The sequence below is a fragment of the Mesorhizobium loti CJ3sym genome (assembly GCF_000472785.1).
Lineage (GTDB): Bacteria > Pseudomonadota > Alphaproteobacteria > Rhizobiales > Rhizobiaceae > Mesorhizobium > Mesorhizobium loti_E.
In genome coordinates, this window is record NZ_AXAL01000008.1 from 259,609 (window position 1) to 284,472 (window position 24,864).

The following is a 24,864-nucleotide window of genomic DNA, read 5'->3' on the forward strand; positions in this document are numbered from 1 at the left end:
ACGGCCAAGCCGGCCAGCGTTAAGAAACGCGCCAGCGGATTCCTTCTTGGTCTGTCAACGCCGATCGCCAGAACGGCTTCCTTTCGGGTCCCGGTGCATGACGGAAAAGATCGGGGGCGATCTTCGAAGAGTGTCACGCGCCACTTCAAACTGCTACAGCATCCGTCGCACGTCGCTTGGGGCGGACGGCGGATGCTGTAGGCAAATCACGGCCTGCGCCGGACCGGTATTGAGCGGACCTAGCCACACTACTCCAGTCATGGCAAGCAAGCGCCATATCGCCTCGGGTCGGTTTGGGCGTAAATTATGTCCGCTTCCGGGCAATATCTCGTGATCCAGCCGTCTGAGTGCTTGTGCCAACATAGCGCCGGAACACGTCTGGACCAGCCCCGGCGAAGAAATCATCCGCGCTGCCCTTGGCCGCGACCGCGCCCTTGTCCAGAAACACCACATTCTGGCCGATGCGGCGGGCATCCTCCGGCTGGTGTGTCACGAACAGCACCGTCATGCCGCGTTCTGCATGCAAGCCGGCAACCAGGTCGAGCATGTCGTCGCGCAAGGCGGGTCCGAGCGAGGCAAAGGGTTCGTCGAGCAACAGCACCGGCCGATCGCGCACCAGCACACGTGCCAGCGCCACACGCTGCCGTTCGCCGCCGGAGAGTTCGCGTGGCAGGCGTTTTTCCTTGCCGGCAAGGCCGGTGCGCGCCAGCGCCCCGGCGATATCGGCGCGGTCGGTCTCGGTCAGCCGCAGCGATGGCGAGCGGCCGAGCCCGACATTCTGCTCGACGGAAAGATGAGCGAAAAGGTTGTTTTCCTGGAACACCATCGACACCGGGCGCATGGCCGGCGGCGCGGCCGCGACATCGGCCCCGCCGATCAGCACACCGCCGGACTGAGGTGTCTCGAAGCCGGCGACCAGATTGAGCAGCGTCGACTTCCCCGAGCCGCTCGGCCCCATGACGGCGGTGATTTCCGCTGCGGCGAAGGCGACATCGAAGGTGAGCGGTGCCCCGCCATAGCTGAACGAAACCTTGTCCAGCCGCACCGGAACACCCTTCCTGTCCTTCGTCCCATCAGACATTGCGGACCTTTTCCCTTCCCAGCCAGCCCGCTGCCAGCACCAAGGCCAGGCAGACCAGGCCAAGCAACAGCGCCAGGCCGGCGGCGTCCTCGGTGCGGTAGCTGCCCATGCGCGAAAGCAGAAGGTAGGGCAAGGTCTGCACGGAATCACTGCCGAACAGCGCGATGACGCCGAGATCGCCGAGCGACAGCGCCATGGCGAAGGCGAAAGCGGTGGCCAGCGGCCGCCGCAGGGACGGCCAGTCGACCAGCCACAGCCTGGGCCAGCCGGAAATGCCGAGCTGCGCGCAAAGCCGTTCGTGACGCTCGCTCGCCGCATCATAGGCGGGACGGACGGCGCGCAGCGCAAATGGCATGGCCATCACAGCATTGACGGTAACGACCATCACCGGCGCGATGGCAAAGACATCGCCGACATGGCGCAGCAACAGGAACCAGCCGGCACCGATGACGATCGGCGGCACGACCAGGACAAAACCGGCGCCGGTGTCGGTTGCGTGTTCGAGCAGTGTCTTTGCATCCGCGCGGCGGCTCAACGCCAGTGCCCGGCGGGCTGTGGTGAGAGCCAGCGACAGCATCACCGAAAGCAGCGCCGACAGGAAGGCGAGTACAGCGCTGGTCAGCGTCGCCTGCCGGACAGTGGCCTCACCGGCCAACCGGCCGAGATCGGCGCCCAAACCGGCGATCACCGTGGCCGCCATCGGTCCGACAACGAACAGCAACGCCAGCACGATGAGCGCGGCGTTGAGCGACACCTCGGTTCTGTTGACTGAGAGATAGCGGCGCGGCGCGACCGGCAGGCTGGCATCGCCAATGACATTGGCGCCAAGCCGGGTCAGCGCCAGCACCACGATGAAGGTCAGCGCGATCTGCAGCAATGTCAGCGTCACCGCCCGAGCGGGATCGAAGTCGAAGCGCAGCGCCTGGTAGATGCCAACCTCCAGCGTCGTCGCGGCCGGTCCGCCGCCGAGCGTCAGAACGATGGTGAAGGAGGTGATGCAAAGCATGAAAGCCAGCCCGGCGACACCGGGCAGAGCGGAGCGCAGCGTCGGCCATTCGATCAGCCGGAACGCCGGGCGTGCGCCCATGCCGAGCTGGCTCGCCAGCCGCCACTGGTCAGCCTGTATGGTCTGCAGTGCCTCGAGGAACAGCCGCACGCTGAGCGGTAGATTGAAGAAGACATGGGCGACAAGAATGCCCGACAGGCCGTAAATCCCTGGCCAGCCCTGGCCGCCAATCGCGCTGAACAGCCCGGCGAAATAGCCGGCGCGACCGTAGAGCGCCAGGATGCCGAGCGCCGCGACGATCGCCGGCAGCGCCAGCGGTACCGCAAAGAGCTGCAGGATGAAGGCGCGGCCAAAAAAGCGCGGATGCCGCGACAGGGCACGCGCCACGAACAGCGCCGGGATTGCAGAGAGCAGGGTCGACAGGGCTGCTTGCCAGAGCGTGAAGCGGACGACGCGCAGGAGGTAAAGATCGAAGGCTGCCCAGGCACCCGAGAAGTCGTGGGCGCCTTCGATGAGCAGCCCGGCAAATGCGCCGCCGATCAGCAGCGTGATCGCGGCGAGCGCGGCTATGCCGACGGTGACGCGGGGATCAGCGGGATGGCGCATACGCATGCCGCACTACCCAACACTGCGATGGGTATTGATCGATAGAAATACCTGGCGAAGGCCGAGTCCGCCCCCCTCTGTCCTGCCGGACATCTCCCCCTCAAGGGGGGAGATTACGCACTCGGTCGCTTTCGCCAGTCTCCAATGTTGCTGGCCTCGACAAGGCGCCAAAGCTGCCGATCTCCCCCCTTGAGGGGGAGATGGCCGGCAGGCCAGAGGGGGGCGGCTTGGCGCAAACATCCGACGAAATTTGAACCCTACTTGCTCATCACCGTCAGCCATTCATCCACCCAGGCCTTGCGGTTGGCGGCAACTTCCTCCGGGCTGAACAGCAAGGTCTTGGTTGGCTTGACCAGTCTGTCGAAGGCCGGGTTGAGCGGCTTGTCGGTCTTGCCGGCCGGGAACATCCAGTTGGTCTCGGGGATCGCGTCCTGGAACTTCGGTCCGGTCATGAAGGCGATGAACTTTTCCGCCAGCGGGTTCTTGGCTCCAGTCGTGGTGATGCCGGCGACCTCGATCTGCAGATACTCGCCTTCCTCGAAGGATGCCGCCTGGTAGCGCTCAGTATTCTCGGCGACCATGTGATACGCGGGTGACGTCGTGTAGGACAGCACCATTGGCGCCTCGCCCTTGGTGAACAGGCCATAGGCCTCGCTCCAGCCCGGCGTCACGGTCAGAACCTTCGTCTTGAGCTTGGCCCAGGCTTCCGGCGCCTTGTCGCCATAGACCGACTTCACCCACAAGAGCAGGCCGAGACCGGGTGTCGAGGTGCGCGGATCCTGGATGACGATCTTGTCGTCGACGCTGCCTTCGACCAATTCCTTCAGGCTTTTTGGCGGCGTCTTCAGCTTTTCGGTGTCATAGACGACAGCAAAGTAGCCGTAATCAAAGGGGACAAAAGTATCGTCGCTCCAGCCGCCCGGCACGTTGACATCGCTCACCGCGCCATGCGGGGCAAACAGGCCTGACGCCTTGGCATCGGCCGTCAGATTGGTGTCGAGGCCGAGCACGATGTCGGCCTTCGTCGATGCCCCTTCCAGCTTGACGCGGTTTAGCAGCGCCACGCCATCGGCGACCGAGACGAAGTCGACATCGCAGCCGCATTCGGCCTCGAATTCCTTCTTCACCACGGGACCTGGACCCCAATCGGCGGTGAAGCTCTCATAGGTGTAGACGGTGAGCTTGTCCTTGGCCAAAGCTGGCCCGGACAGCGCCACGACCATGGCTGAAGCAAGAGAGTATAACAGCGTGCGCATCGGCGCCTCCTTCGTTCGAATTGAAAGGAATTGAGGCGTCGGACTGTCCGAAACGTCTAATCCCTCCGCCGGTACAAACCGGATCAGGTTCAGCGGGTTGGCGAGATTGCCTCTCAGCCGGTCCGCGAAGATCGCAGCCGGCACCCCGTTAGAGCGTTTCGACACATAGGCCCGGCCGAGGAACCGCGCAAGTGGCAGTTTGCCGGCCTTCCGTTTCCCGTGCCGGGCTGGTACAGGCCACCAGATATGAGCACATTCACCATCCTGCTTGGCGGCGATCTCATCCGCACGCCCCGGCTCGACCGCCAGGTCGAAGGCTCCCGCGTCATCGCCGCGGATGCCGGCATCGGCCATGCGCGGCTGCTCGGCCTTGTGCCTGAACTGTGGGTGGGTGATTTCGATTCGGTGCCGGCCGACCTGCCGGACGCTCTCGCTGCCGTGCCCCGCCAGACCTTTCCGGCGGAAAAGGACAAGACCGATGGCGAACTGGCGATCGCCGCAGCACTTGAGCGCGGGGCAACACGCCTTGTGCTGGCGGGCGCTTTCGGCGGCAAGCGCGCCGATCACGCTTTCCTGCATCTGGCGCTCGCCCTGCGGCTGGCAGAGGCCGGAACGGACGTGCTGCTGACCAGCGGCGCCCAGGAAGCTGTGCCCTTGCTGTTGGGAAAGGCCGGCTTCGACTATGCCGATGGCACGCTGTTTTCCATCCTCGGTTTTTCCGAACTTGCCGGCCTGACCGTTACAGGCGCAAAATGGCCGCTGAACGAGGTCGAGGTCGCCTTCGGCTCATCACTGACCATCTCCAACGAGGTCAAGTTCGACAAGACCGGGGGCCGCCTCGAAATCGCGCTCGGCCACGGCCGCGCGTTGCTGCTCGCTCATCCCTATCCCTTACCCGAAAGCTGACATGGCCCCGCCCCTTCTCAATCTCGACGGGATAAAGCTGACTTTCGGCGGCACACCGCTGCTCGATGGTGCTGCCTTGTCCGCTTCAGCCGGAGACAAGATCGCGCTGGTCGGCCGCAACGGCTCTGGCAAGTCGACCCTGCTCAAGATCGCCGCCGGCATGATCGAGCCGCAGGACGGCGAAGTGTTCCGCCAGCCTTCGGCGACCATCCGCTATCTGCCGCAGATGCCCGACATGGAGGGTTTCGCCACCGTACGCGCCTATGTCGAGGCAGGGCTTGGGCCTGCCGACGATCCGTATCGCGCCAGCTATCTGATGGAGCACCTTGGCCTCTCCGGCGAGGAGCGGCCCAACGATCTGTCGGGCGGTGAGGCCAGGCGCGCCGCCCTTGCCCGTGTCATGGCGCCGGAGCCGGACATTCTGCTGCTTGATGAGCCGACTAATCATCTTGATTTGTCCGTCATCGAATGGCTGGAGGAAGAGCTCATCCGCATCTCTTCGGCACTGATCGTCATCTCGCACGACCGCCGTTTCCTCGAACGCGTGTCGCGCGCCACTGTCTGGCTTGACCGTGGCCAGACCCGCCGGCTGGACAAGGGCTTTGGCCATTTCGAGGAATGGCGCGATCAGGTGCTGGAAGAGGAAGAGCGCGAGCAGCACAAGCTCGGCCGCCAGATCGTACGCGAAGAGCACTGGCTGCGCTACGGCGTGACCGCGCGGCGCAAGCGCAATATGCGCCGGCTCGGCGAATTGCAGACCATGCGCAAGAATTTTCGCGGCCATCGCGGCGCCGAAGGGTCGGCCACCATGGTGGCCAGCGACGCCGCCGAATCCGGCAAGCTCGTGATCGAGGCGAAGAACATCGAGAAGAGCTTTGGCGATCTCACCGTGGTCAAAGGCTTCTCGACCCGCATCCAGCGCGGCGACCGTGTTGGCCTCGTCGGTCCGAACGGCGCCGGCAAGACGACGCTTTTGAAGATGCTGACCGGTGAGTTGGCGCCAGACGACGGTTCGGTGCGGCTCGGCACCAATCTGGAGATCGCCACGCTCGACCAGAAGCGCGAGGCCGTCGACCCGCAGGAGACGCTGGCGCAGTATCTGACCGACGGGCGCGGCGAGAACCTCGTCATCAATGGCGAGCAGCGCCATGTCGTCTCCTACATGAAGGATTTCCTTTTCAAGGCGGAGCAGGCGCGAACGCCGGTGCGCGAGCTGTCCGGTGGCGAGCGGGCGCGGCTGATCCTGGCGCGCGTGCTGGCACGGCCGGCGAACCTTCTGGTGCTTGATGAGCCGACCAACGATCTAGACATGGAGACGCTGGAGCTGTTGCAGGAACTGGTCGCAGGCTTCGCCGGTACCGTCATCCTGGTCAGCCATGACCGCGACTTCCTCGACCGAACGGTGACCAGCCTGATCGCGCCGGACGGCGACGGGCGCTGGATCGAATATGCCGGCGGCTATTCCGACATGCTGGCGCAGCGTGGCGGAACCCGTCTCGACGACCGCAAGGCGCGGGCAAAAGCCGAGGCCGGCGACGCACCGGCACCGGGCAAGAGCGAACCGGCAGCACCAAAGGGACCGGCGAAGAAACTGTCGTTCAAGCAGAAATTCGCACTGGAATCCTTGCCGAAGAAGATCGAGGCGGTGACCGCTTCCATCTCGCGGCTGGAGAACAACATCGCCGACCCCGCCTATTACGAGCGCGATCCAGCCTCGTTCCAGAAGACCATCGCCGCCCTCGACAAGGAGCGCGCGACGCTGGCTGCGCTCGAGGAGGAGTGGCTGGAACTTGAGATGCTGCGCGAGGAGATGGAGGGGTGAACGATTGCATGCGGTCTTTTAAGCGCGTATATTATGCGCATAAAAGAGGCCATACCAATGCTGCAATCAGCCCCAAAAACTCAGCGAACGTCCGTCAACACGTCCATTGATTCTCAGTTGATCAAGGACGCCAAAGCGCTGGGCATCAACATCTCCCGCGCCGCCGAGGCAGGCATCGCGAAAGCGATTGCAGCGGAAAAAACGCGTCGATGGCAGGAAGAAAACAAGGAAGCCATCGAGAGCTCCAACGAATATGTCAAAAAGAACGGACTGCCTTTGGCTAAACACCGGCCGTTCTGATGGCCCGTTATGATTTCTATCGGAATGATGAGAGCGACGGTTACCTTCTGGACGTGCAGTCAGACATTCTTGAAGGGCTGAGCACGCGGGTCGTCGTTCCTTTGATGCCGCCCAAGATTGCCCCGCTTCCCGGCCGGCGACTGAACCCGACCTTTGCTATAAACGGCAAAGATCATGTGATGGTCACACAGTTTTTGTCGGCCTTCAGTGTTTCCGAATTGCGGAACCCTGAGGGTAATCTGTCCAGGCACCACGACGACATCGTCGCCGCGCTCGATATGCTGTTTCAGGGCTTCTGAGCCAAAGCAGCCGCTACGGCGTGTCCGCTCAGCCCGCCGTCTTTGCCTGCCAGGCCTTGATCGCCTCGTCGAACACCTTCTCGCCGGGAATGCCCTTTTCCATGGTCAACAGCGCCCGCCGTCCGGTCTTGTAGACAACCGGCACGTCGATCCAGTCCTGGCCGCGCAGCAAGGTCATGTTGGCGTCCTCGTCGGCCTTGGTGTCGTTGAGCGCGACGAGGAAGAAGCCGTCGGCGATCTTGGCCGGAATGCCGATCAGCGGGCTGCCGGCATCCTGCTCGGAGCTCTTCATGGCGACGCGCAAAATGTTGTCGACACCGCCGCCTTCAAAGCCGTCGGGCGTCAGGAAGATCATCTCGATGATGTGGCTGGCCGGCAGCGTCTGGTCGGTGTTGCGGCGGATGGTCATGCGCAACTGGATGTCCTTGCCGGGGATGGTCGCCTCGGCGCGGATCGCCGGCTCGGGCGGCAGGTCGCCGCCGGGTGATTCCTGCACCAGCGACCAGACGATGCTGCCGGGCTCGGCCGAACCTTGCGCCGTGCTGGTGCGCTCTTCATAGAAGATCGCCTTCTGGCCGACCGGCAACGAGGTTTGCGCTGCCGGAGTGGCTGCGGCCGGCGTGGCGGCTGCCGGTGCTGGCGGCGTGACGGCCGCAGGTGCTGGCGGCGTGGCGGCGGCATCGGCCGGCGCCGCGGGTGCAGTGCCGTTGGCAGGCGGGGTTGCGGGCGGCGTGGTACTCGCCGCGGGTGGGGTCGCGGCAGGTGCTGCAGCGGCAGGCGCGGCTATAGCCGGTGGCGGTGTGGCCGGCGCGTTCGTCGCGGTCGGCGGCGTGGTCAGTGCTGCAACGGATTCGCCCTCGCCTATGCCGCTTTGCCCGGCGGCCGGACCGGGATCGGTTTCGCCGCCTTCAGGCGTCAGCCGCTGCGTGAATTTCGTCGCATCGGCGCCAGCCGCGGGCGCCGGTGGCGTCGCCGCCGCGTCGGTGACTGGCTTGGCCGGCGCCGGTTTCACCGGCTCGGTCTTGGCAACGACCTTGCTGCCGCCCAGGCCCAGCATCTTGCTGAACGCATCCTTGTTCAGCCAGACGCCATAGCCGCCGCCGGCAACGACCAGCAAGGCGACGACGGCGGCGATCAGTCCGCCATAGCTGCGCTTGCGCTCGGCCGGACGCAGGCGCGGGAAAGCGTCAGCCTCCGCGATCGGCTCGTCATCGTTCGGGAAGACGTCCTCCTGGCCATCGTCCCGGTCCGCAAGCATGCCCGGCAACAGCTGGTCCGCCGGCTTCGGGGCCGGCTGCACCGGTACCGGCTTCTGCCAGCTTGGCTCGACCTTGGCGGCGGGCGACGGCGCGGGGCGATAAGGTTCGGGCTTGGCGGCCGGCGGCGCCGGCCACGCTGGCGCCGCCGGCACTGGCTGGCGCGTATGGCTCGGCTGGTTCTTGTTGCGGTCGATGGAGGAAAAAATATGTTCCAGCTCGGCGAGCGGGTCCGTTTCCGGCACGCTCCGGGCATAGTCGCGCTCGACGCTTGCAATGGCGTCTTCCAGGGAGCGCTTCTGCTTGGCCACGACGTCGGCCGACAGCGGCGGCGAAAACTCCGCAAGTTTCTTGACGAGTGCCGACCGCGCGCCGTCATAGGTCCGCGTGCGCGTTTCGGACGTCGGCTCGCCGTACTTGTCGAGCGCCTTTTTCAGAACAGCAACAAAATCTGCCATGCTTCAGTCGACCTGTATTTTTGCTTCCGCGCCGGCCCCCGCAAATCAGCCGCTATGCCCGGAAAGGCTTCAGAAACTAGTCTTGAAACGGATCGGTCACAAGTATCGTGTCGTCCCGTTCCGGGCTGGTGGAGAGCAGCGCGACCGGTGCGCCGATCAACTCCTCTATGTATCGAACATATTTGACCGCCTGGGCCGGAAGATCGTTCCAGCTGCGCGCGCCGGCGGTGGTGCCTTTCCACCCCTCCAGCGTCTCGTAGACCGGTTCGACACGCGCCTGAGCGCCCTGGCTTGCCGGCAGATAGTCGATCATCTCGCCATCGAGACGGTAGCCGGTGCAGACCTTGATCTCATCCAGCCCGTCGAGCACGTCGAGCTTGGTCAGCGCGATGCCCTTGATGCCGTTGACGGCGACGGCCTGGCGTACCAGCACGGCATCGAACCAGCCGCAGCGGCGCTTGCGTCCGGTGACAACGCCGAATTCATGGCCGCGCGTGCCGAGGAATTCGCCAATCTCGTTCTTCTGTTCGGTCGGGAACGGGCCTTCGCCGACGCGCGTCGTGTAGGCCTTGGTGATGCCCAGGACATAGCCGATGGCGCCCGGACCGACGCCCGATCCGGCGGCGGCCTGCCCGGCAACCGTGTTGGACGAGGTCACGAACGGATAGGTGCCGTGGTCGATGTCGAGCAGCGTGCCCTGCGCGCCCTCGAACAGGATGCGCTCACCGGCACGGCGCTTGTCATCGAGGATTTTCCAGACACGGTCCATATAGGGCAGGATCTGATCCGCGACCGAGGTCAATTCCGTCATGATGGCCTCATGCGTGACTTCGGCATGGCCAAGCCCGCGGCGCAACGCATTGTGGTGCGTCAGCAGCCTGTCGACCTTCACTGGAAGCGTTTCCAAATCCGCCAGATCCATCACCCGCACCGCGCGCCGACCCACCTTGTCCTCATAGGCCGGACCAATGCCCCGGCGGGTCGTCCCAATCTTTGTCCCGGAATTTGAGGCGGCGTCCTCGCGGAATCCGTCCAGCTCCCGGTGCAGCGACAAGATAAGCGCTGTGTTTTCGGCTATTTTCAGGCGGTCCGGCGTCACTTCCACGCCTTGCGCCTTGAGTTTCGCCACTTCGGCCACGAAAGCGTGCGGATCGAACACCACGCCATTGCCGATGATGGACAGCTTGCCCTGCCGCACGACGCCGGACGGCAACAGCGACAGCTTGTAGACCTTGCCGTCGACGACCAGCGTATGGCCGGCATTGTGGCCGCCCTGGAAACGCACCACGACATCGGCGCGCTCCGACAGCCAGTCGACGATCTTGCCCTTGCCCTCGTCGCCCCACTGCGAGCCGACGACCACCACATTGGCCATGTTTCTTTTCCCTTGAGACGCCGCCGAGCGGCTTGGATATGGTTCGAAACGACAGGCCTCTATAGCGTCAAGACCTCGCGAGTGCGACCTTTCTTTGCCGTCGAAAATGCCCTGAGGCACAACAATTTTCGGCATTGTCATCATTTACTTGGGCTGATGGGGGCAATAGGCCGGCAAACACCGCAGCGCATCCGCCGCGGCGGGAATCCCGCGATGCATCGAAGCGCCTACATCTTCCTGCTGCTCACCACCTTGCTGTGGGGCGGCAATTCGGTGGCCGGCAAGCTGGCGGTCGATCACGTCTCACCGATGACGCTGGTCTTCCTGCGCTGGGTGCTGGCCGTCGCGATCCTTCTGCCGGTCGGCTGGCGCACGATCCGGGAGGATTGGCCGGTGGTGCGCAAACACTGGTTGGTGCTGGCGGCACTTGGCGCCAGCGGCTTCACTTTGTTCAACACCATTTTCTACACGGCGCTCAATTACACGACGGCAATCAACGTCTCGATCGAACAGGCGGCGATGCCGGTCCTCATCATCGTCGCCAACTTCATCTTCTTTCGCCTGCGGGTGAGCTGGGCGCAGATTGCCGGCGTCGTGCTGACCATCGCCGGCGTGATCCTGACGGCCTGCCACGGCGATCCGCGCCGGCTGCTCACATTGGAGCTCAATTTCGGCGACGCCATCATGCTGGTCGCGGTCATCCTCTACAGCGGCTACTCGGTCGGGCTGCGGCTGAAGCCGGCGATGCGTTGGCAGAGCCTGATGTTGTCCCTGGCGGTCGCGGCGCTCATCACCTCGCTGCCCTTCTTCCTGTGGGAGGTCGCCGCCGGCAAGGTCATCGTACCCGACACGCGCGGCTGGGCCGTTATCATCTACACCGCGATCGGCGCTTCGGTCATCTCGCAGGTCACCTACATTAGGGGCAACGAACTGATCGGCGCCAACCGCGCCGGCCTGTTCATCAATCTGGTGCCGATCTTCGGCACGCTGCTTTCAGTGCTGATCGTCGGCGAGACCTTCCAGCTCTATCAGGCGCTGGCGCTTGTCCTCGTGCTGGGCGGCATCTCGCTTGCCGAATACAGCGGGCGCAAGGCGGCGATGATCCCGCCAGCCAGGAAAAGCTGAGCAGAAGAAAGGCGCGACCCAAGCCGCGCCTTCTGATCTCTCGGAAAGGCCGGGATCAGATCTCGCCGACGTCGAACTGCAGCCGCTTGGCCGAGTCGATCGACTTGTGCGCCCGCACCTGCTCCAGCACTTTTTCCGGGAACGGCGCGTCGAGATAGAGCAGAGCGATGGCATCGCCGCCCGGCCGGTTGCGGCCGAGCTGGAAGTTGGCGATGTTGACGTCGTTTTCGCCGCACACCGTGCCGAGCAGGCCGATGATGCCGGGCGCGTCGGCATTGGTCGTGTAGAGCATATGCTGGCCGACCTCGGCGTCGAGGTTGATGCCCTTGATCTGGATGAAGCGCGGCTTGCCGTCCGAGAAGCAGGTGCCGGCGATCGAGCGCGTCATGTGCTCGGTCTTGACTGTGAGCTTGATGTAGCCGTCGAACACGCCGGACTTGTCGCGCTTGACCTCGGCGACGATGATGCCGCGCTCCTTCACCATGATCGGTGCCGACACCATGTTGACATCGGCGACCTGCGGCCGGATCAACCCGGCAAGGGCTGCACTGATCAGCGCGCGCGTATTCATGGTCGCGGTCGAGCCATCGAACAGGATCTCGACCTCGCTGATCGGATCGTCGGTGACCTGGCCGACAAAGGCGCCGAGCACTTCGGCGAGCTTCACGAACGGCTTCAGACGCGGCGCTTCTTCCGCTGTGATCGACGGCATGTTGATGGCGTTGGAGACCGCACCCTTGATCAGATAGTCGGCCATCTGCTCGGCGACCTGCAGTGCGACATTTTCCTGCGCTTCCGCCGTCGAGGCGCCGAGATGCGGTGTCGCCACCACATTCTCCATGCCGAACAACTCGTTCTGTTCAGCCGGCTCGACCTCGAACACGTCGATGCCGGCGCCCGCCACCTTGCCGCTCTTCAGCGCCGCGATCAGGTCAGCCTCGACGATCAGCCCGCCGCGCGCGCAATTGATGATGCGCACGCCCTTCTTCATCTTGGCTATTGCCGCCGCGTCGATGATGTTGCGCGTCTTGTCGGTCAGCGGCGTGTGCAGCGTGATGAAATCCGCACGGGCGAAGAGCTCGTCCAGCTCGACCTTGTCGACGCCGAGTTCCTCGGCGCGCTTGTCCGACAGGAACGGATCGAAGGCGATGACATGCATCTTCAGGCCAACGCCGCGCGTGGCGACGATCGAGCCGATATTGCCGCAGCCGATGACGCCCAGCGTCTTGCCGGTGATCTCGACGCCCATGAAGCGGTTCTTTTCCCATTTGCCGGCATGGGTCGAGGCGTTGGCCTCCGGGATCTGGCGCGCCAGCGCGAAGATCATTGCGACGGCATGTTCGGCGGTCGTGATCGAATTGCCGAAGGGCGTGTTCATGACGATGATACCCTTGCGGCTCGCGGCCGGGATATCGACATTGTCGACGCCGATGCCGGCGCGGCCGATGACCTTGAGATTGGTCGCGGCGTTGATCAGCTTCTCGGTAACCTTGGTTGCCGAGCGGATGGCGAGGCCATCATACTGGCTGATCACTTCGAGCAGCTTTTCCTTGTCCTTGCCGAGGTCGGGCAGGTAGTCGACCTCGACGCCGCGATCCTTGAATATCTGCACGGCGGTGGGAGAAAGTTTGTCAGAGACGAGAACACGGGGCGCCATGGCGGCCTCCTTGAAAAATGGGATTGATCCGGGAATGGGCGGCCCGCGGGCCGCCGCAAAAATCTCAGGCAGCCGCTTTCAGCGATGCCTTCTGCAGGGCAAAGGCCCAGTCGAGCCAGGGCAGCAGCGCTTCGAGATCTGACGTTTCGACCGTCGCGCCGCACCAGATGCGCAGGCCGGGGGGCGCGTCGCGGTAGGAGCCGATGTCATAGGCGACACCTTCCTTGTCGAGCGCCGAGACCAGCCCCTTGGCGAAAGCCGCCTGCCCGTCGGCGTCGAGCGCCGCCACATCGGGATCCTTGAAAGAGAGGCAGACCGAGGTGTTCGACCGCGTCGCCGGTTCCGCGGCGAGGTGACCGAGCCAGGACGACTTGTCGACAAAGCCGTCGAGCACGGCGGCATTGGCATCGGCACGGGCGATCAGCGCATCGAGGCCGCCGATCGACTTCGCCCAATTGAGCGCGTCGAGATAGTCCTCGACGCACAGCATCGACGGCGTATTGATGGTCTCGCCCTTGAAGATACCCTCGATCAGCTTTCCGCCCGACGTCAGGCGGAAGATTTTCGGCAGCGGCCATGCAGGCTTGTAGCTCTCCAGCCGCGCGACGGCTCGGGGCGACAGGATCAGCATGCCGTGCGCGCCCTCGCCGCCCAGCACCTTCTGCCAGGAGAAGGTGACGACATCGAGCTTCTCGAAATCGAGCCTTTGCGCGAACGCCGCCGAGGTGGCGTCGCAGATGGTCAGACCCTTGCGATCGGCGGGAATGAAATCGCCGTTCGGCACGCGCACACCCGAAGTGGTGCCGTTCCAGGTGAAGACCACGTCGCGGTCGAAATCGATCTTGGCCAGGTCCGGCAACTCGCCGTAACCGGCTTCGATCTTGCGCACATCGGCAAGCTTCAGCTGCTTGACCACATCGGTGACCCAGCCGGAGCCGAAGCTTTCCCAGGCGACCATGTCGACGCCGCGCTCGCCGAGCAGCGACCACAGCGCCATCTCGACCGCGCCGGTGTCCGACGCCGGCACGATGCCGACGCGGTAGTCCGCCGGGACTTGCAGAATTTGCCGCGTCAGCTCGATCGCCTGTTCGAGCTTGGTCTTGCCGATCTTGGCGCGGTGGGAACGGCCAAGCGCGGCATCCTTCAGCGCCTCGACCGACCAGCCGGGGCGTTTTGCGCAGGGACCTGAGGAAAAGTGGGGATTTGCCGGACGGAATCCGGGCTTCGTATGCGTCGTCATCGTGGTCTATCCTTCCAGATAGTGGCCCCTCGTTGGGGAGGGGTGGCCCACGGACGGCGATATGCGTTCAGGCTTCGGGCGTCAAGAGGAAAGTTTTTGTCGCTGCCGGGATACAGGCGGTCCGCGATCAGGTTCGCGTGATGTCAAACGCAAACGGCGGACCACGAGGATCCGCCGTCAAAATCCCGATCTGTCCCAGGCCTACCAGAGATCGTAGCGCAGCCCGAGCTTGACCTGATGATTGCTGATCCCCTTTTTGACGGGAAAGGAGGTCAGGCTTTCGGCCGTCACATATTCGGCGTCCGGGGCGGAGAAATACTGATAGCCCAGATCGACGGAAACATTCTTCGTCACCTGGTAAGCCAAGCCAGCGTTCAGAGTATAGGCGAGGGAGTACTGTGTCGCATTCTCCTGCCGGCTGAAACTGTTGGCGGGGACATTGTTGTCCGTGTAAGTCGCCGAAAGCTTCCGCGAACTGCGGACAAAACCGATGCCGGCGCCAACATAAGGCGTGATTCCGACGTAGGTCCCGAGATCGACATAGCCATTGAGTATCCCCGAGAACGCAAAGTTCTTCAGCGATCCCGATCCCTGGGTCGGTAATGTCGGCAGTGCGACGACCGCCGAATCGTCATAGCCGAAGCTGGCCTTGTTACCTGGCAGATAGCCGAAGTTGAGATCGGCGCGGAGGTAATCGTTGAAATGATATCCGAAGCCGACGCTCCCAAAATATGCGTCTTCGCTCTGATCAAAGCTTTCGTTGTTGAGCGTTGACGGAAAGGTAAAATTCCCATTCTTGAAGCTCTTCTGCACGAGATAGGAGACGTCACCGCGCAGGTACCAGCCCGAGCCGACCTCGACCGGCACATAGTCAGGCGCCTGGTCGACAACGACTGGCGGATCATAGTCGGCTGCGAATGCCGATGTCAGCGGCAAGAGCCCTACTCCGGCAAGCGCCAGCGCAATACGCGATGTGAGTGTCATGATACCCGACTCCCGAATTTGGCGACGCTTGCAATCACGGCAGCAGCCATCGTCTCAGGGAGCATTGTTAACCATAGTGGTTAAGTCACGGTTAAGGCTAACAGAGCGTTAGCGAATTGATTTCGTTTATGCATATCGCCCAGAAGTAACCTCCGCTTCGGGGTTACATCCCAGGCGTTGCATTGGCGACAACTCAAACGAAAACCGCCCGGCTGGGCCGGGCGGTTCGCGAATATTCGATCGTGAGAGTTCTTACTTGGTGTAGATCGGCTCAGGCTCAGGCTGATAGGCCACCGGCACGCTGCACCCGTTGTTGCCGCCGAACTGATAGCGCAGGCCACCGCGCACTTCGTGGGTATTGATGCCGCGGTCAAAGCCCGGCCCGGTGCTGCTCGCATCCCATTCGAACATGCGGCCGCCCTGGATATGGGAGAAGCGGTAGCCGGCATCGAGGATGACCTTGTCGGTCAAGCAGTAGGAGGCACCGGCCATGACCGCGTATGCGAAGCGCCAGTTGGATGCTCCGGGATTGGTCTCGGTGGTGTTCGGGTCGTAGACCCTATCCCACTTGACGCGCGCGCCACCGATACCGGCGCCGACATAGGGCGTGATGCCGTGCCAGGTGCCGATATCGACATAGGCATTGGCGAGCAGCAACAGGGCGCTCATCTTCGACACTTCGGTCGAGGTCGTGAGGAGATCCGAAGTACCGCCATTGAAGTTCGACTTGAACCAATAGTCGGCGGTCACATCCGCACGCAGATGATCGTTGATCTTGTAGCCGACGCCGCCGCCGAGCGAGAAACCGCCCTTAAGCTTGCCGTAGTCGAAGCTCTTGCCGCCCGGCGTAACCGTACAATTACAAGGGTCGACGCTGTAGGTCATGTAGTCGATGCCGCGCACATCAGACTTGTGATAGTCGATGTCGCCACGGATGTACCAGCCGCCGATATCGACCGGCTGCTCGTAGACCGGCGGTGGTGCTTCTTCGACCTGCGGCTCTGGCAGGTCGGCTGCGAACACTGGCCAGGCCATGCCCGCGAACAGCAACGCGAACAGGGCCTTTCTTGCTGTATTGAACATGCTTGTCACCCCTAGGAACCCTCGGAACAGCGGTCGCGTCCGAATGAGATTGGCTTTCAAGGGTGGATAATGAATTGGAAAAGTTAAAAGGCGTTTAACCCTGTTGCTTAACCACGATTCGCTAAAATTCGAAGGATCGACAACCGCGGGGCCGGCTCTGCGGTCAACAAAAAAGCCCACCAGAAGGGCGGGCTTGGATGCGACCAGAGCGGCCTGCGGGCGCGCCGGGGATCAGGCGGCGCTGCGGGTTTCCGAGATGACCTCGACAATATCGTTGACAACCGCCTCGACCAATTGCGGATCGTCACCCTCGGCCATGACCCGGATCAGCGGCTCGGTGCCGGATGGCCGTATGACCAGCCGCCCGGCTTTGCCAAGACGGTGACGGGCATCCTCGATGGCGGCCTTGACCGGAGCTTCGTCGAGCGGCTTGCCGCCGGCGATGCGGACATTCTTCAAAAGCTGGGGCACCGGTTCGAACTTCTTCGACAGTTCGCTGACCGGGCGGCCCTGGCGCTTGATGCAGGCCAACACTTGCAGCGCCGAGACGAGACCGTCACCGGTGGTCGAGAAATCCGACAGCACGATGTGGCCCGACTGCTCGCCGCCGACATTGAGCCCATGCGCGCGCATATGCTCCACGACATAGCGGTCGCCGACCTTGGTGCGGTGCAATTGCAGCTTCATGTCGCCGAGGAAGCGTTCAAGGCCGAGATTGGACATGACCGTCGAAACCACGCCGCCGCCGGCAAGCCGTCCGCTCTGGTGCCAGGACTCGGCGATCAGCGCCATGATCTGGTCGCCATCCACGATCGTGCCATTCTCATCGACGATGACGACGCGGTCGGCGTCGCCATCGAGCGCGATGCCGATATCGGCGCGCACTTCATGCACCTTCTTCTGCAGGCCGGCCGGATGGGTCGAGCCGCATTCCTTGTTGATGTTGAGACCGTTGGGCTCGACATTGATGGCGATGACCTCGGCGCCCAGTTCCCAAAGGGCGGCCGGCGCCACCTTGTAGGCGGCGCCATTGGCGCAATCGACGACGATCCTGAGACCCGAAAGCGACATCGAGCGCGGCAGCGTGCGCTTGGCGAATTCGATGTAGCGGTCATGCACGCCGTCGACGCGCTTGGCGCGGCCAAGCCCGTCGGAATCGGCGAGCGCCAGTTCGATATCCTTGTCGAGCATGCTCTCGATGCGCTCTTCGATCTCGTCGGAGAGCTTGTAGCCGTCAGGTCCGAACAGCTTGATGCCGTTGTCGTAATAGGGGTTGTGCGAAGCCGAGATCATGACACCGATATCGGCGCGCAGCGATCGCACCAGCATGGCAACCGCCGGCGTCGGGATCGGCCCGAGCAGGAACACGTCCATGCCGGCAGCGCAAAGCCCGGCCACCATCGCATTCTCGATCATATAGCCGGAAAGCCTGGTGTCCTTGCCGAGAACGACACGATGGCGGTGACTGCCGCGCTGGAACGAAAGGCCGGCGGCCATGCCGACCCGCATGGCGATTTCGGCGGTCATCGGAAACTTGTTGGCGCGCCCGCGAATACCGTCCGTGCCGAAGTAATTTCCTGCCATGCTAGTCAGAGTCCTCAAGGGTTCCGTCCGGCGCACGTCATGCCACAATTAGCCGGCGCGCCACGATCACATTGTGTGATTATATGTTACCAATCCTTAGAAAATCATTGTTGTGCACTGCACACAGCAAGGCCGCAGTCTATCATGACGACATTGTGGCGCTGAATATACCAGTTTTGCGAGCTATTCGGTGCAGCCGCACGTGGAAAATCTTGGTTTTGACCCGGTAAGGGGCAATGATTTCATCACCTTATCGGGAGAAACCGGCTTCCGGCGATATATACCTCACTTGGCATCTGGCGCAACCGACCGTTGAGGGTTATTGATTTGGCGGGACGTATAATGGGCTGCAGCAACGGAGAAACGCTATGCTCATCCACCGACTTGCCACACTGACCGGCCTTGCCGTAGCGACGTTGTTCCTGGCTGCGCCAGCCAACGCGTTGACGATGGCCGAATGCAGCACGAAGTATAATGCCGCCAAGGATGCGGGGACACTTGCCGGGGCAACCTGGAACCAGTTCCGCAAGGCGCAGTGCGGCACCGACGCCGCCGCCACGGACACCACCAAGCCGGCCGCAACCAAGGCTGCCGAGACCAAGCCAGCCAAGACGACCAAGGCCGCCGCCGCGGCTGACAGCACGGCCAAGGGCCTGACATCCAAGGAATGCAGTGCCAAGTATCAGGCGGCGAAGGCAGCCGGCACGCTGAACGGCCAGAAGTGGAACGACTTCCGCAAGGCCGAATGCGGTGCAGGCGCATCCGCTGCCGCCGACACCACCAAGCCGGCGACCACCAAGGCCGCCGCGGCTCCCGCCGGGGGCAAGGGCCTGTCCATGGCCGAATGCAGCACCAAGTATCAAGCCGCCAAGACAGCCAATACGCTGAAGGGCCAGAAGTGGAACGACTTCCGCAAGGCCGAGTGCGGCGCCGCTGCCTCCGATGACGACAGCGTACCGGCTCCGAGCGAGGCCAACTACACCAAGGAGCCGCCGAAGCCGACGACGGTTGCGCCCAAGGGCGTCACCTTCCCGTCCGCGATCACGGCCAAATATGCCAGCGAGACCCCCGGAAAGGGCCGCATGCACACCTGCCTCGACCAGTACTATGTCCTCAAGGACGCCAACGCGCTTGGCGGCCTGAAGTGGATCCAGAAGGGCGGCGGCTACTACAGCCTGTGCAATGCCAAGCTGAAGGGCTGATCGCACCACGCAGTTATATTAATCAAGGCCCGCGACGCTTCGGCTTCGCGGGCTTTTTGTTGCGTTGAAAAGCTCAATAGTCCTGCTCCCGCTACCGCGAAAGCCTTGAACCGATAGCGTGGTCGCCCCACGCCCGGCAGCCGGGTGCGGGAGGTCTTCTGGGTGAGGCCGAAGATTCTGGTTGAACATAAAGAGAACAAAAAGTATACAAAAGATGTTCAATCTGTACTCGATATGGAGGGTTTGATGTCTGGCTTGAAATTGACGACGCTGGCTGCAACGACTTTTATTGCCTGGGGTGCCATCCCGGGAAACGCAATGACGATGAAGGAATGCGGCGAGACCTATCGGTCCGCCAAGGAAAGCGGTGCCCTGAACGGCATGGACTGGAACGCTTTTCGCAAGGATAAATGCGCAACGTCCGCTACCGCAAGCGCCGAGGCGAACACGGCCAAAGCGACCGAACAGCCGAAGAAGGAAGCCAGCGCGGTGACCGCACCCACCGTAGCGCCGGCTGGCGTGACGTTCCCGACCACGCTCGCGGCCGAATTTCAGGCCGAAAAACCCGCCAAGGCGCGAATGAAGACCTGCCTCCAAGGCTACCATAGCAACAAGGATGCCGGAACGTTGAGCGGCCTCAAGTGGATCCAGAAGGGTGGCGGCTATTACAGCCTGTGCAATGCCAAGCTGAAGACCTGATCGGCAGCAGCGTCTGAAAAAACAAAGCCCGCGAGCCGCAAGGTTCGCGGGCTTTTTGTTGCCTGTCTGCAGTCGCTGACGTCGACGCTGCCAATCTCCCCCTTGCGGGGAGATTGGCTGTCATTTAGGCTTTCGCCAGTCGCCAACGTTGCAGTTGCAAGATCGCGGACGACTTGGCAACGTCTCCAACCTCGCCAAACAAAAACGCCGCGGGTTTGAAGCCGCGACGTCCCTTTGAAATCAATGGTCCTGCTCAGCTCGACGGCTGAGGCTCCATGCCGCCTTCGGGCTCGGTGCCCTTCTTGCGGCGGCCAGACTTCGGCACGGCCGAGCCGCGGCTGGGCGGCGTATCGTCGCCAAGATCGCGCGAGGGCTTGTTGCCCGCTATCAGCTGCTTGATCTCTTCGCCAGACAGCGTCTCGTATTCGAGCAGGCCTTGCGCCAGCGTGATCCATTCCTTCTTCTTCTTGGTCAGGATGGATTTGGCCGAGACATAGGCCTCGTCGATCAGGCGGCGCACTTCGGCGTCGATGATCTGCGCGGTCTCTTCCGAGATGTTCTGCGTACGCGCCACCGAATGGCCGAGGAACACCTCTTCCTGGTTGTCGCCATAGGCGACGTGGCCGAGCTTGTCGGAGAAGCCCCAGCGCGTGACCATGGCACGCGCCAGCTTGGTCGCCTGCTCGATGTCGGAGGAGGCGCCCGAAGTGATGTTCTCCTTGCCGAACTTGAACTCCTCGGCGACGCGGCCACCCATCATGATGGCGAGGCGCGAGATCATGTATTTGTAGCTCATCGAATAGCGGTCGCCTTCCGGCAACTGCATGACCATGCCGAGCGCGCGGCCACGCGGGATGATGGTGGCCTTGTGCAGCGGATCGGCCGACGGCACGTTCAGCGCCAGAACGGCGTGGCCGGCTTCGTGATAGGCGGTCAGCTCCTTCTCGGCCTGGGTCATGGCCGACGAACGGCGCTCGGCGCCCATCATGATCTTGTCCTTGGCGTCCTCGAACTCGGCCATGGTGACGAGACGCTTGTTGCGTCTAGCTGCCATCAGCGCCGATTCGTTGACCAGGTTCATCAGGTCGGCGCCGGAGAAGCCCGGCGTGCCGCGAGCGACGACCTTGAGGTCGACATTGGGCGCCAGCGGCACGTTGCGCACATGCACCTTGAGGATCTTCTCGCGGCCGACGATGTCGGGGTTCGGCACCACCACCTGGCGGTCGAAACGGCCCGGACGCAACAGCGCCGGATCGAGCACGTCGGGACGGTTGGTGGCGGCGATCAGGATGATGCTTTCGTTGGATTCGAAGCCGTCCATCTCGACCAGCAGCTGGTTCAGCGTCTGCTCGCGCTCGTCATTGCCGCCGCCGAGGCCGGCGCCGCGATGACGGCCGACAGCGTCGATTTCGTCGATGAAGATGATGCAGGGCGCATTCTTCTTGGCCTGGTCGAACATGTCGCGCACGCGGCTTGCGCCGACGCCGACGAACATCTCGACGAAGTCCGAACCCGAAATGGTGAAGAACGGCACGTTGGCTTCGCCGGCAACCGAGCGGGCGAGCAGCGTCTTGCCGGTGCCGGGAGGGCCAACCAGCAGCACGCCGCGCGGGATCTTGCCGCCAAGGCGCTGGAATTTCTGTGGATCGCGCAGGAACTCGACGATTTCTTCAAGGTCTTCCTTGGCTTCGTCGACGCCGGCAACGTCCTGGAAAGTGATGCGGCCATGCGCCTCGGTCAAAAGCTTGGCCTTGGATTTGCCAAAACCCATGGCGCGCCCGGATCCGGACTGCATCTGGCGCATGAAGAATATCCAGACGCCGAGGATGAGGATCATCGGCAGCCACGAGATCAGGTAGCCGAACAGTGAGTTGGACCCGTCGGTCTCAGGCCGCGCATTGATGGTGACGTTCTTGTCCTGCAGCCGCGAGACCAGCGAGGGATCGCCGGGCGAATAGGTCTGGAAGCCGGTGGAATTGTCGCTGTAGGTGCCGGTGATGCGGGCGCCGGCAATGGTCACAGTCTTGACCCGGCCGGCCGCGACATCCTGCAGGAACTGCGAATAAGGCACATCGCTTGAAGCCCCACGCGTCTGCGGCGTCTGGAACAGATTGAAAAGAGCGATGAGCAGGACCGCTATGATCGCCCAGAGCGCGAGGTTGCGATAGTTCGGATTCATCAATTGTCCCGTTGGCGTCCGCGGACGGACAGCATCATGAGAGGAAACTTGGGCCTAACATAGGGAGAGCGCCTCCCCTTGCCAAGCATAACAGCACGTCTGGGTTAAGCTTTCGGCCAACCATCAACCGGCACTATGGCCGCGCCATGGCGGGAGAGGCAGTGGCGACGCGCCGATCAGCCCGGCGACGGCCCGCGCCGGCGCCAGATCGAAGGACGGCAGGAAGCGGGCAAAAGGCGACACAAGCGGCCGCGAAGCGAACCCTGGCGACCCCGGATCGCCCTGCGGCAATCCAGGGTTTTCAATGACTTGCCGCAATGCTGGTTCCGCAGCCAACGCGGCGCGCATCAGGCTTGCCGGGGTTTTGCCCGTGTCGACCGCCAGCCGCTTCGCTGCTGTGGCACCCAACGGCGCGATCAAAAATGGGTCCGACCTGTCGTTCAATGTGATGCGGCGACGGCCATCCCAGACGGCGTTGTCCGTGATCGTCGCAACTGGCGGCAAACCCCGCGCTTCGCGGCGCAGGAAGATGCCGGCGCGCCGGAAATCGATCACGCTCCGCGACAATGTGGCGCAAAGAAAGCCGTCCTTCAGCCGGCCGAACAGTGCCTCGCTGCGGGCATGATCCGGCAGCAAGGCAACGCCTCCGGCGGTGGCCAGCAAAATACGCAACGCATAGACGGCCGCGCGGTCGTCGTCGCTCGACAGCAGGCACGGATCGAGACGGATGAGGCCGATGATTGGCTGGCTGGCGAAGCGATCAATCAGATCGGCGGCATTGGCGCCAAGCTGCCTGCGCTCTACGGCGGCCTGGGCGGCGAGCAGCAGCGCGTCGTCCATGTGTTCGACACTTTCGCCGGCAAGCGCGGCGCGCACGCGCGGCCGCTCGAAGGCCTCGTCGATATTGGTCGGATCATCCGCCCAGCCGACCTGTTCGCACCGCAAGAAATCGCGAAGTGCCGAGCGCCGCGTGTCCAGCAGCGGGCGAACGATCCATTCGCGCCAGTCATAGAGTGTGGCCGGCGCCATGCCGGCAAGCCCACGGCCTGCCATTTCTGCAGACTCCCGGCCATCATCACGCGCTTGCCGCATCAGCACCGTCTCGGCCTGGTCGTCGGCTGTATGACCGGTCACGATCAGGCCGATGTCTTCGGCACGTGCCGCTTCTGCCAGCAACCGGTAGCGCGCCTCCCGCGCCGCCGCCGGCAGGCCGGTCGATGGCTTGCGCCCGGACCAGGCCAGAATGCGATGGGCGATGCCGCGCTCCGCGCACAGCTTCGCCACGGCTTGCGCCTCGGCGGCCGAATTCGTCCGCAAGCCATGGTCGACTGTCACCGCCAGCAGTTTCGCGGACGGCGCGGTTCGGTCGAAATGTCGTTTTAGAAGGAGAAGCAGGGCGGTCGAGTCGCTGCCGCCAGATACGGCCGCAACGGCGCCGTTGGTAAAATCGATATGCGAAAAAAGGCTCTTCGTGCTGAAAAGAAGATTGGTCGAACGATCCGGCTCGCTATCGAGCATCAGCAGGCAGCCAGGGCCTTCTCCTGCTTGACGCGCTCCTTGAGTGCATTGGAAACGTCGGGATAACGCTTGCTGACTTCGCTGAAGGTGGCGCAGGCGACGTCGTGCTGCTTGAGGCCGACCAGCGACACGCCGAGCTTCAAGAGCATGTCGGGAGCCTTCTTGGCCTTGGGGTAGTCCTTGCTGGCGGCGAGGAAGACCTCGGCCGCATCGCGGTACTTCTGCTGGCCAAGCAGGGACTCACCCAGCCAGTAATGCGCGTCCGCCGTCTTCGCATCCTTGGGGAAGCGAGAAATATGATCGCGAAAACCCTGTTCGGCGGTGCTGTAGTCGCCCGACAGGATGAACTGATAGGAATTGCGATAGAGCTCTTCCGGGTCCTTGGTGGAGGGCAGCGCCGCGACCACCGTGCCGTCGGACTTGCTGGCCTTGGCCGGTGCGCCGGTCGCCGGGGCAGTGTCTTGGGCCGCCGCGGCTGCCTGGGTGTTGCCGTCGGCATCGATCACATTGCCGTTCTTGTCGACGGTGATGGAGCCAAAGGTCTTTTCCGGCGCTCCCGTGCCGGGGATCACCTTGCCGGGGTCCCCATCGGGCGATTCGACAATGACGTCCTCGACCGTCTTGCCCTCAGAGGATGCAGCGGCGGTGCCATCGGCGGGCGCGGCACCGGCATCGGCCGGCGCCTGGGTTGCCGGGGCCGAAGCCATGTTGGTGTTGGTGTCGGTGGTTGCGTCGGACTTCTTCTTCGGTGCCGCCGGTGCCTGTCCGCCCTGCGTGCCGCCTTCCAACTGCTGGAAGCGGAACTCGTTGTCTTCCTGCTGCTTGCGGATCTGCTCCTGCATCTGCAGGACCTGGAAATTGAGTTCCTCGATCTTGCCGTTCATCTGCCGCAGCTGGTCTTCCAGGCTGGTGACGGCAGCAGGATCGGACTGCACCATCTGAACCTGATCGGGCTTCTTCTTTTCACCGAAAAGCTTGGGCAGTTCGATGCTGGGCAGATGGAAAGAAAAGCCGCTGTCGGTTGATTGCCCTGTGCCGCTTGCTTCCAGGCCGCTGGCCGGGGCGGTGACGCCTGATAGGAGCAGCAGCGCAAGTGTGCCGCTCAGAACCGATCTCAAATGCATGTGCCTCTCGCCGTGTGTCGTTGGTCTGTTGCGCGCCTTCCAACCAGAATGGGACCAGCCAAGCGCCCTCGGCTCATAGCAGGGCGCGAGACTTCGGCCAAATT

20 protein-coding genes and 1 riboswitch are annotated in these 24,864 nt (G+C 63.2%); of the genes, 7 read left to right on the forward strand and 13 right to left on the reverse strand.

Features of this window, described 5'->3' with window-relative positions; genetic code table 11:
• Positions 1-304: 304 nt before the first annotated feature.
• From thiQ to thiB, 3 genes are all read right to left on the reverse strand, one after another.
• A complete protein-coding gene (gene thiQ, locus A3A9_RS0113195; RefSeq protein ID WP_027059198.1) occupies positions 305-1,081 on the reverse strand; it encodes a thiamine ABC transporter ATP-binding protein in 777 nt (258 codons plus the stop codon).
• On the reverse strand, positions 1,074-2,699 hold the full coding sequence (gene thiP / locus A3A9_RS0113200) for a thiamine/thiamine pyrophosphate ABC transporter permease (protein ID WP_027059199.1): 1,626 nt from the start codon (positions 2,697-2,699) through the stop codon (positions 1,074-1,076). The genes thiQ and thiP overlap by 8 nt, the downstream gene beginning before the upstream one ends.
• A 251-nt stretch (positions 2,700-2,950) precedes the next feature.
• Complete coding sequence (gene thiB, locus A3A9_RS0113205; RefSeq protein ID WP_027059200.1) at positions 2,951-3,949, reverse strand: thiamine ABC transporter substrate binding subunit; 999 nt, start codon at positions 3,947-3,949, stop codon at positions 2,951-2,953.
• 43 nt (positions 3,950-3,992) lie between these two features.
• Positions 3,993-4,107: riboswitch (TPP riboswitch) on the reverse strand.
• Between the two features lie 88 nt (positions 4,108-4,195).
• On the opposite strand from thiB, the gene A3A9_RS0113210 reads away from it, so the two are divergent.
• Genes A3A9_RS0113210 through A3A9_RS0113225 form a run of 4 tightly spaced genes read left to right on the forward strand, consistent with a single transcriptional unit; the run spans position 4,196 to position 7,276 of the window.
• On the forward strand, positions 4,196-4,855 hold the full coding sequence (locus A3A9_RS0113210; RefSeq protein WP_027059201.1) for a thiamine diphosphokinase: 660 nt from the start codon (positions 4,196-4,198) through the stop codon (positions 4,853-4,855).
• 1 nt (position 4,856) lies between these two features.
• Positions 4,857-6,677, forward strand: a complete 1,821-nt coding sequence (locus A3A9_RS0113215; RefSeq protein ID WP_027059202.1) for an ABC-F family ATP-binding cassette domain-containing protein — start codon at positions 4,857-4,859, stop codon at positions 6,675-6,677.
• Positions 6,678-6,734: 57 nt separating this feature from the next.
• The gene (locus A3A9_RS0113220) at positions 6,735-6,977 is read left to right on the forward strand and encodes a type II toxin-antitoxin system CcdA family antitoxin (RefSeq protein ID WP_082222058.1); all 243 of its coding nucleotides are present in this window, start codon (positions 6,735-6,737) and stop codon (positions 6,975-6,977) included.
• Positions 6,977-7,276 carry a CcdB family protein gene (locus A3A9_RS0113225; RefSeq protein WP_027059204.1) on the forward strand — a complete coding sequence of 100 codons (300 nt, stop codon included), beginning with the start codon at positions 6,977-6,979 and terminating at the stop codon, positions 7,274-7,276. Before A3A9_RS0113220 ends, A3A9_RS0113225 begins: the two co-directional genes overlap by 1 nt.
• 28 nt (positions 7,277-7,304) lie before the next feature.
• Here A3A9_RS0113225 and A3A9_RS0113230 read toward each other — a convergent pair whose 3' ends face one another.
• Both A3A9_RS0113230 and A3A9_RS0113235 read right to left on the reverse strand, forming a co-directional pair.
• Positions 7,305-8,990: a hypothetical protein gene (locus tag A3A9_RS0113230; RefSeq protein ID WP_027059205.1), complete on the reverse strand. Its 1,686-nt coding sequence runs from the start codon at positions 8,988-8,990 to the stop codon at positions 7,305-7,307.
• 76 nt (positions 8,991-9,066) lie between these two features.
• Positions 9,067-10,365 carry an adenylosuccinate synthase gene (locus tag A3A9_RS0113235; RefSeq protein WP_027059206.1) on the reverse strand — a complete coding sequence of 433 codons (1,299 nt, stop codon included), beginning with the start codon at positions 10,363-10,365 and terminating at the stop codon, positions 9,067-9,069.
• Between the two features lie 213 nt (positions 10,366-10,578).
• Here A3A9_RS0113235 and A3A9_RS0113240 point away from each other — a divergent pair, with 213 nt between their 5' ends.
• Positions 10,579-11,490 (forward strand): DMT family transporter, encoded by a 912-nt coding sequence (locus tag A3A9_RS0113240; RefSeq protein ID WP_027059207.1) that lies wholly within the window; start codon positions 10,579-10,581, stop codon positions 11,488-11,490.
• A gap of 55 nt (positions 11,491-11,545) precedes the next feature.
• Here A3A9_RS0113240 and serA read toward each other — a convergent pair whose 3' ends face one another.
• From serA to glmM, 5 genes are all read right to left on the reverse strand, one after another.
• Complete coding sequence (gene serA / locus A3A9_RS0113245; protein WP_027059208.1) at positions 11,546-13,147, reverse strand: phosphoglycerate dehydrogenase; 1,602 nt, start codon at positions 13,145-13,147, stop codon at positions 11,546-11,548.
• 64 nt (positions 13,148-13,211) lie between these two features.
• The gene (locus A3A9_RS0113250; RefSeq protein ID WP_027059209.1) at positions 13,212-14,387 is read right to left on the reverse strand and encodes a phosphoserine transaminase; all 1,176 of its coding nucleotides are present in this window, start codon (positions 14,385-14,387) and stop codon (positions 13,212-13,214) included.
• Positions 14,388-14,588: 201 nt separating this feature from the next.
• On the reverse strand, positions 14,589-15,371 hold the full coding sequence (locus tag A3A9_RS0113255) for an outer membrane protein (protein WP_027059210.1): 783 nt from the start codon (positions 15,369-15,371) through the stop codon (positions 14,589-14,591).
• Between the two features lie 252 nt (positions 15,372-15,623).
• The gene (locus A3A9_RS0113260) at positions 15,624-16,454 is read right to left on the reverse strand and encodes an outer membrane protein (protein ID WP_027059211.1); all 831 of its coding nucleotides are present in this window, start codon (positions 16,452-16,454) and stop codon (positions 15,624-15,626) included.
• A 231-nt stretch (positions 16,455-16,685) separates the two neighbouring features.
• Positions 16,686-18,038: a phosphoglucosamine mutase gene (gene glmM, locus A3A9_RS0113265; RefSeq protein WP_027031602.1), complete on the reverse strand. Its 1,353-nt coding sequence runs from the start codon at positions 18,036-18,038 to the stop codon at positions 16,686-16,688.
• 368 nt (positions 18,039-18,406) lie between these two features.
• Between glmM and A3A9_RS0113270 the strand changes: the two genes are divergently transcribed.
• Together A3A9_RS0113270 and A3A9_RS0113275 are read left to right on the forward strand one after the other, a co-directional pair.
• Entirely contained in the window at positions 18,407-19,240 is an 834-nt protein-coding gene (locus A3A9_RS0113270; RefSeq protein WP_027059212.1) for a hypothetical protein, read from the forward strand.
• Between the two features lie 246 nt (positions 19,241-19,486).
• Positions 19,487-19,939 (forward strand): hypothetical protein, encoded by a 453-nt coding sequence (locus tag A3A9_RS0113275; RefSeq protein WP_027059213.1) that lies wholly within the window; start codon positions 19,487-19,489, stop codon positions 19,937-19,939.
• Between the two features lie 253 nt (positions 19,940-20,192).
• On the opposite strand, the gene ftsH is transcribed toward A3A9_RS0113275, so the two are convergent.
• From ftsH to ybgF, 3 genes are all read right to left on the reverse strand, one after another.
• A complete protein-coding gene (ftsH, locus tag A3A9_RS0113280) occupies positions 20,193-22,118 on the reverse strand; it encodes an ATP-dependent zinc metalloprotease FtsH (RefSeq protein ID WP_027059214.1) in 1,926 nt (641 codons plus the stop codon).
• A 123-nt stretch (positions 22,119-22,241) separates the two neighbouring features.
• On the reverse strand, positions 22,242-23,636 hold the full coding sequence (gene tilS, locus A3A9_RS0113285) for a tRNA lysidine(34) synthetase TilS (RefSeq protein WP_027059215.1): 1,395 nt from the start codon (positions 23,634-23,636) through the stop codon (positions 22,242-22,244).
• On the reverse strand, positions 23,636-24,760 hold the full coding sequence (ybgF, locus tag A3A9_RS0113290) for a tol-pal system protein YbgF (RefSeq protein ID WP_027059216.1): 1,125 nt from the start codon (positions 24,758-24,760) through the stop codon (positions 23,636-23,638). The genes tilS and ybgF overlap by 1 nt, the downstream gene beginning before the upstream one ends.
• Between the last annotated feature and the right edge of the window lie 104 nt (positions 24,761-24,864).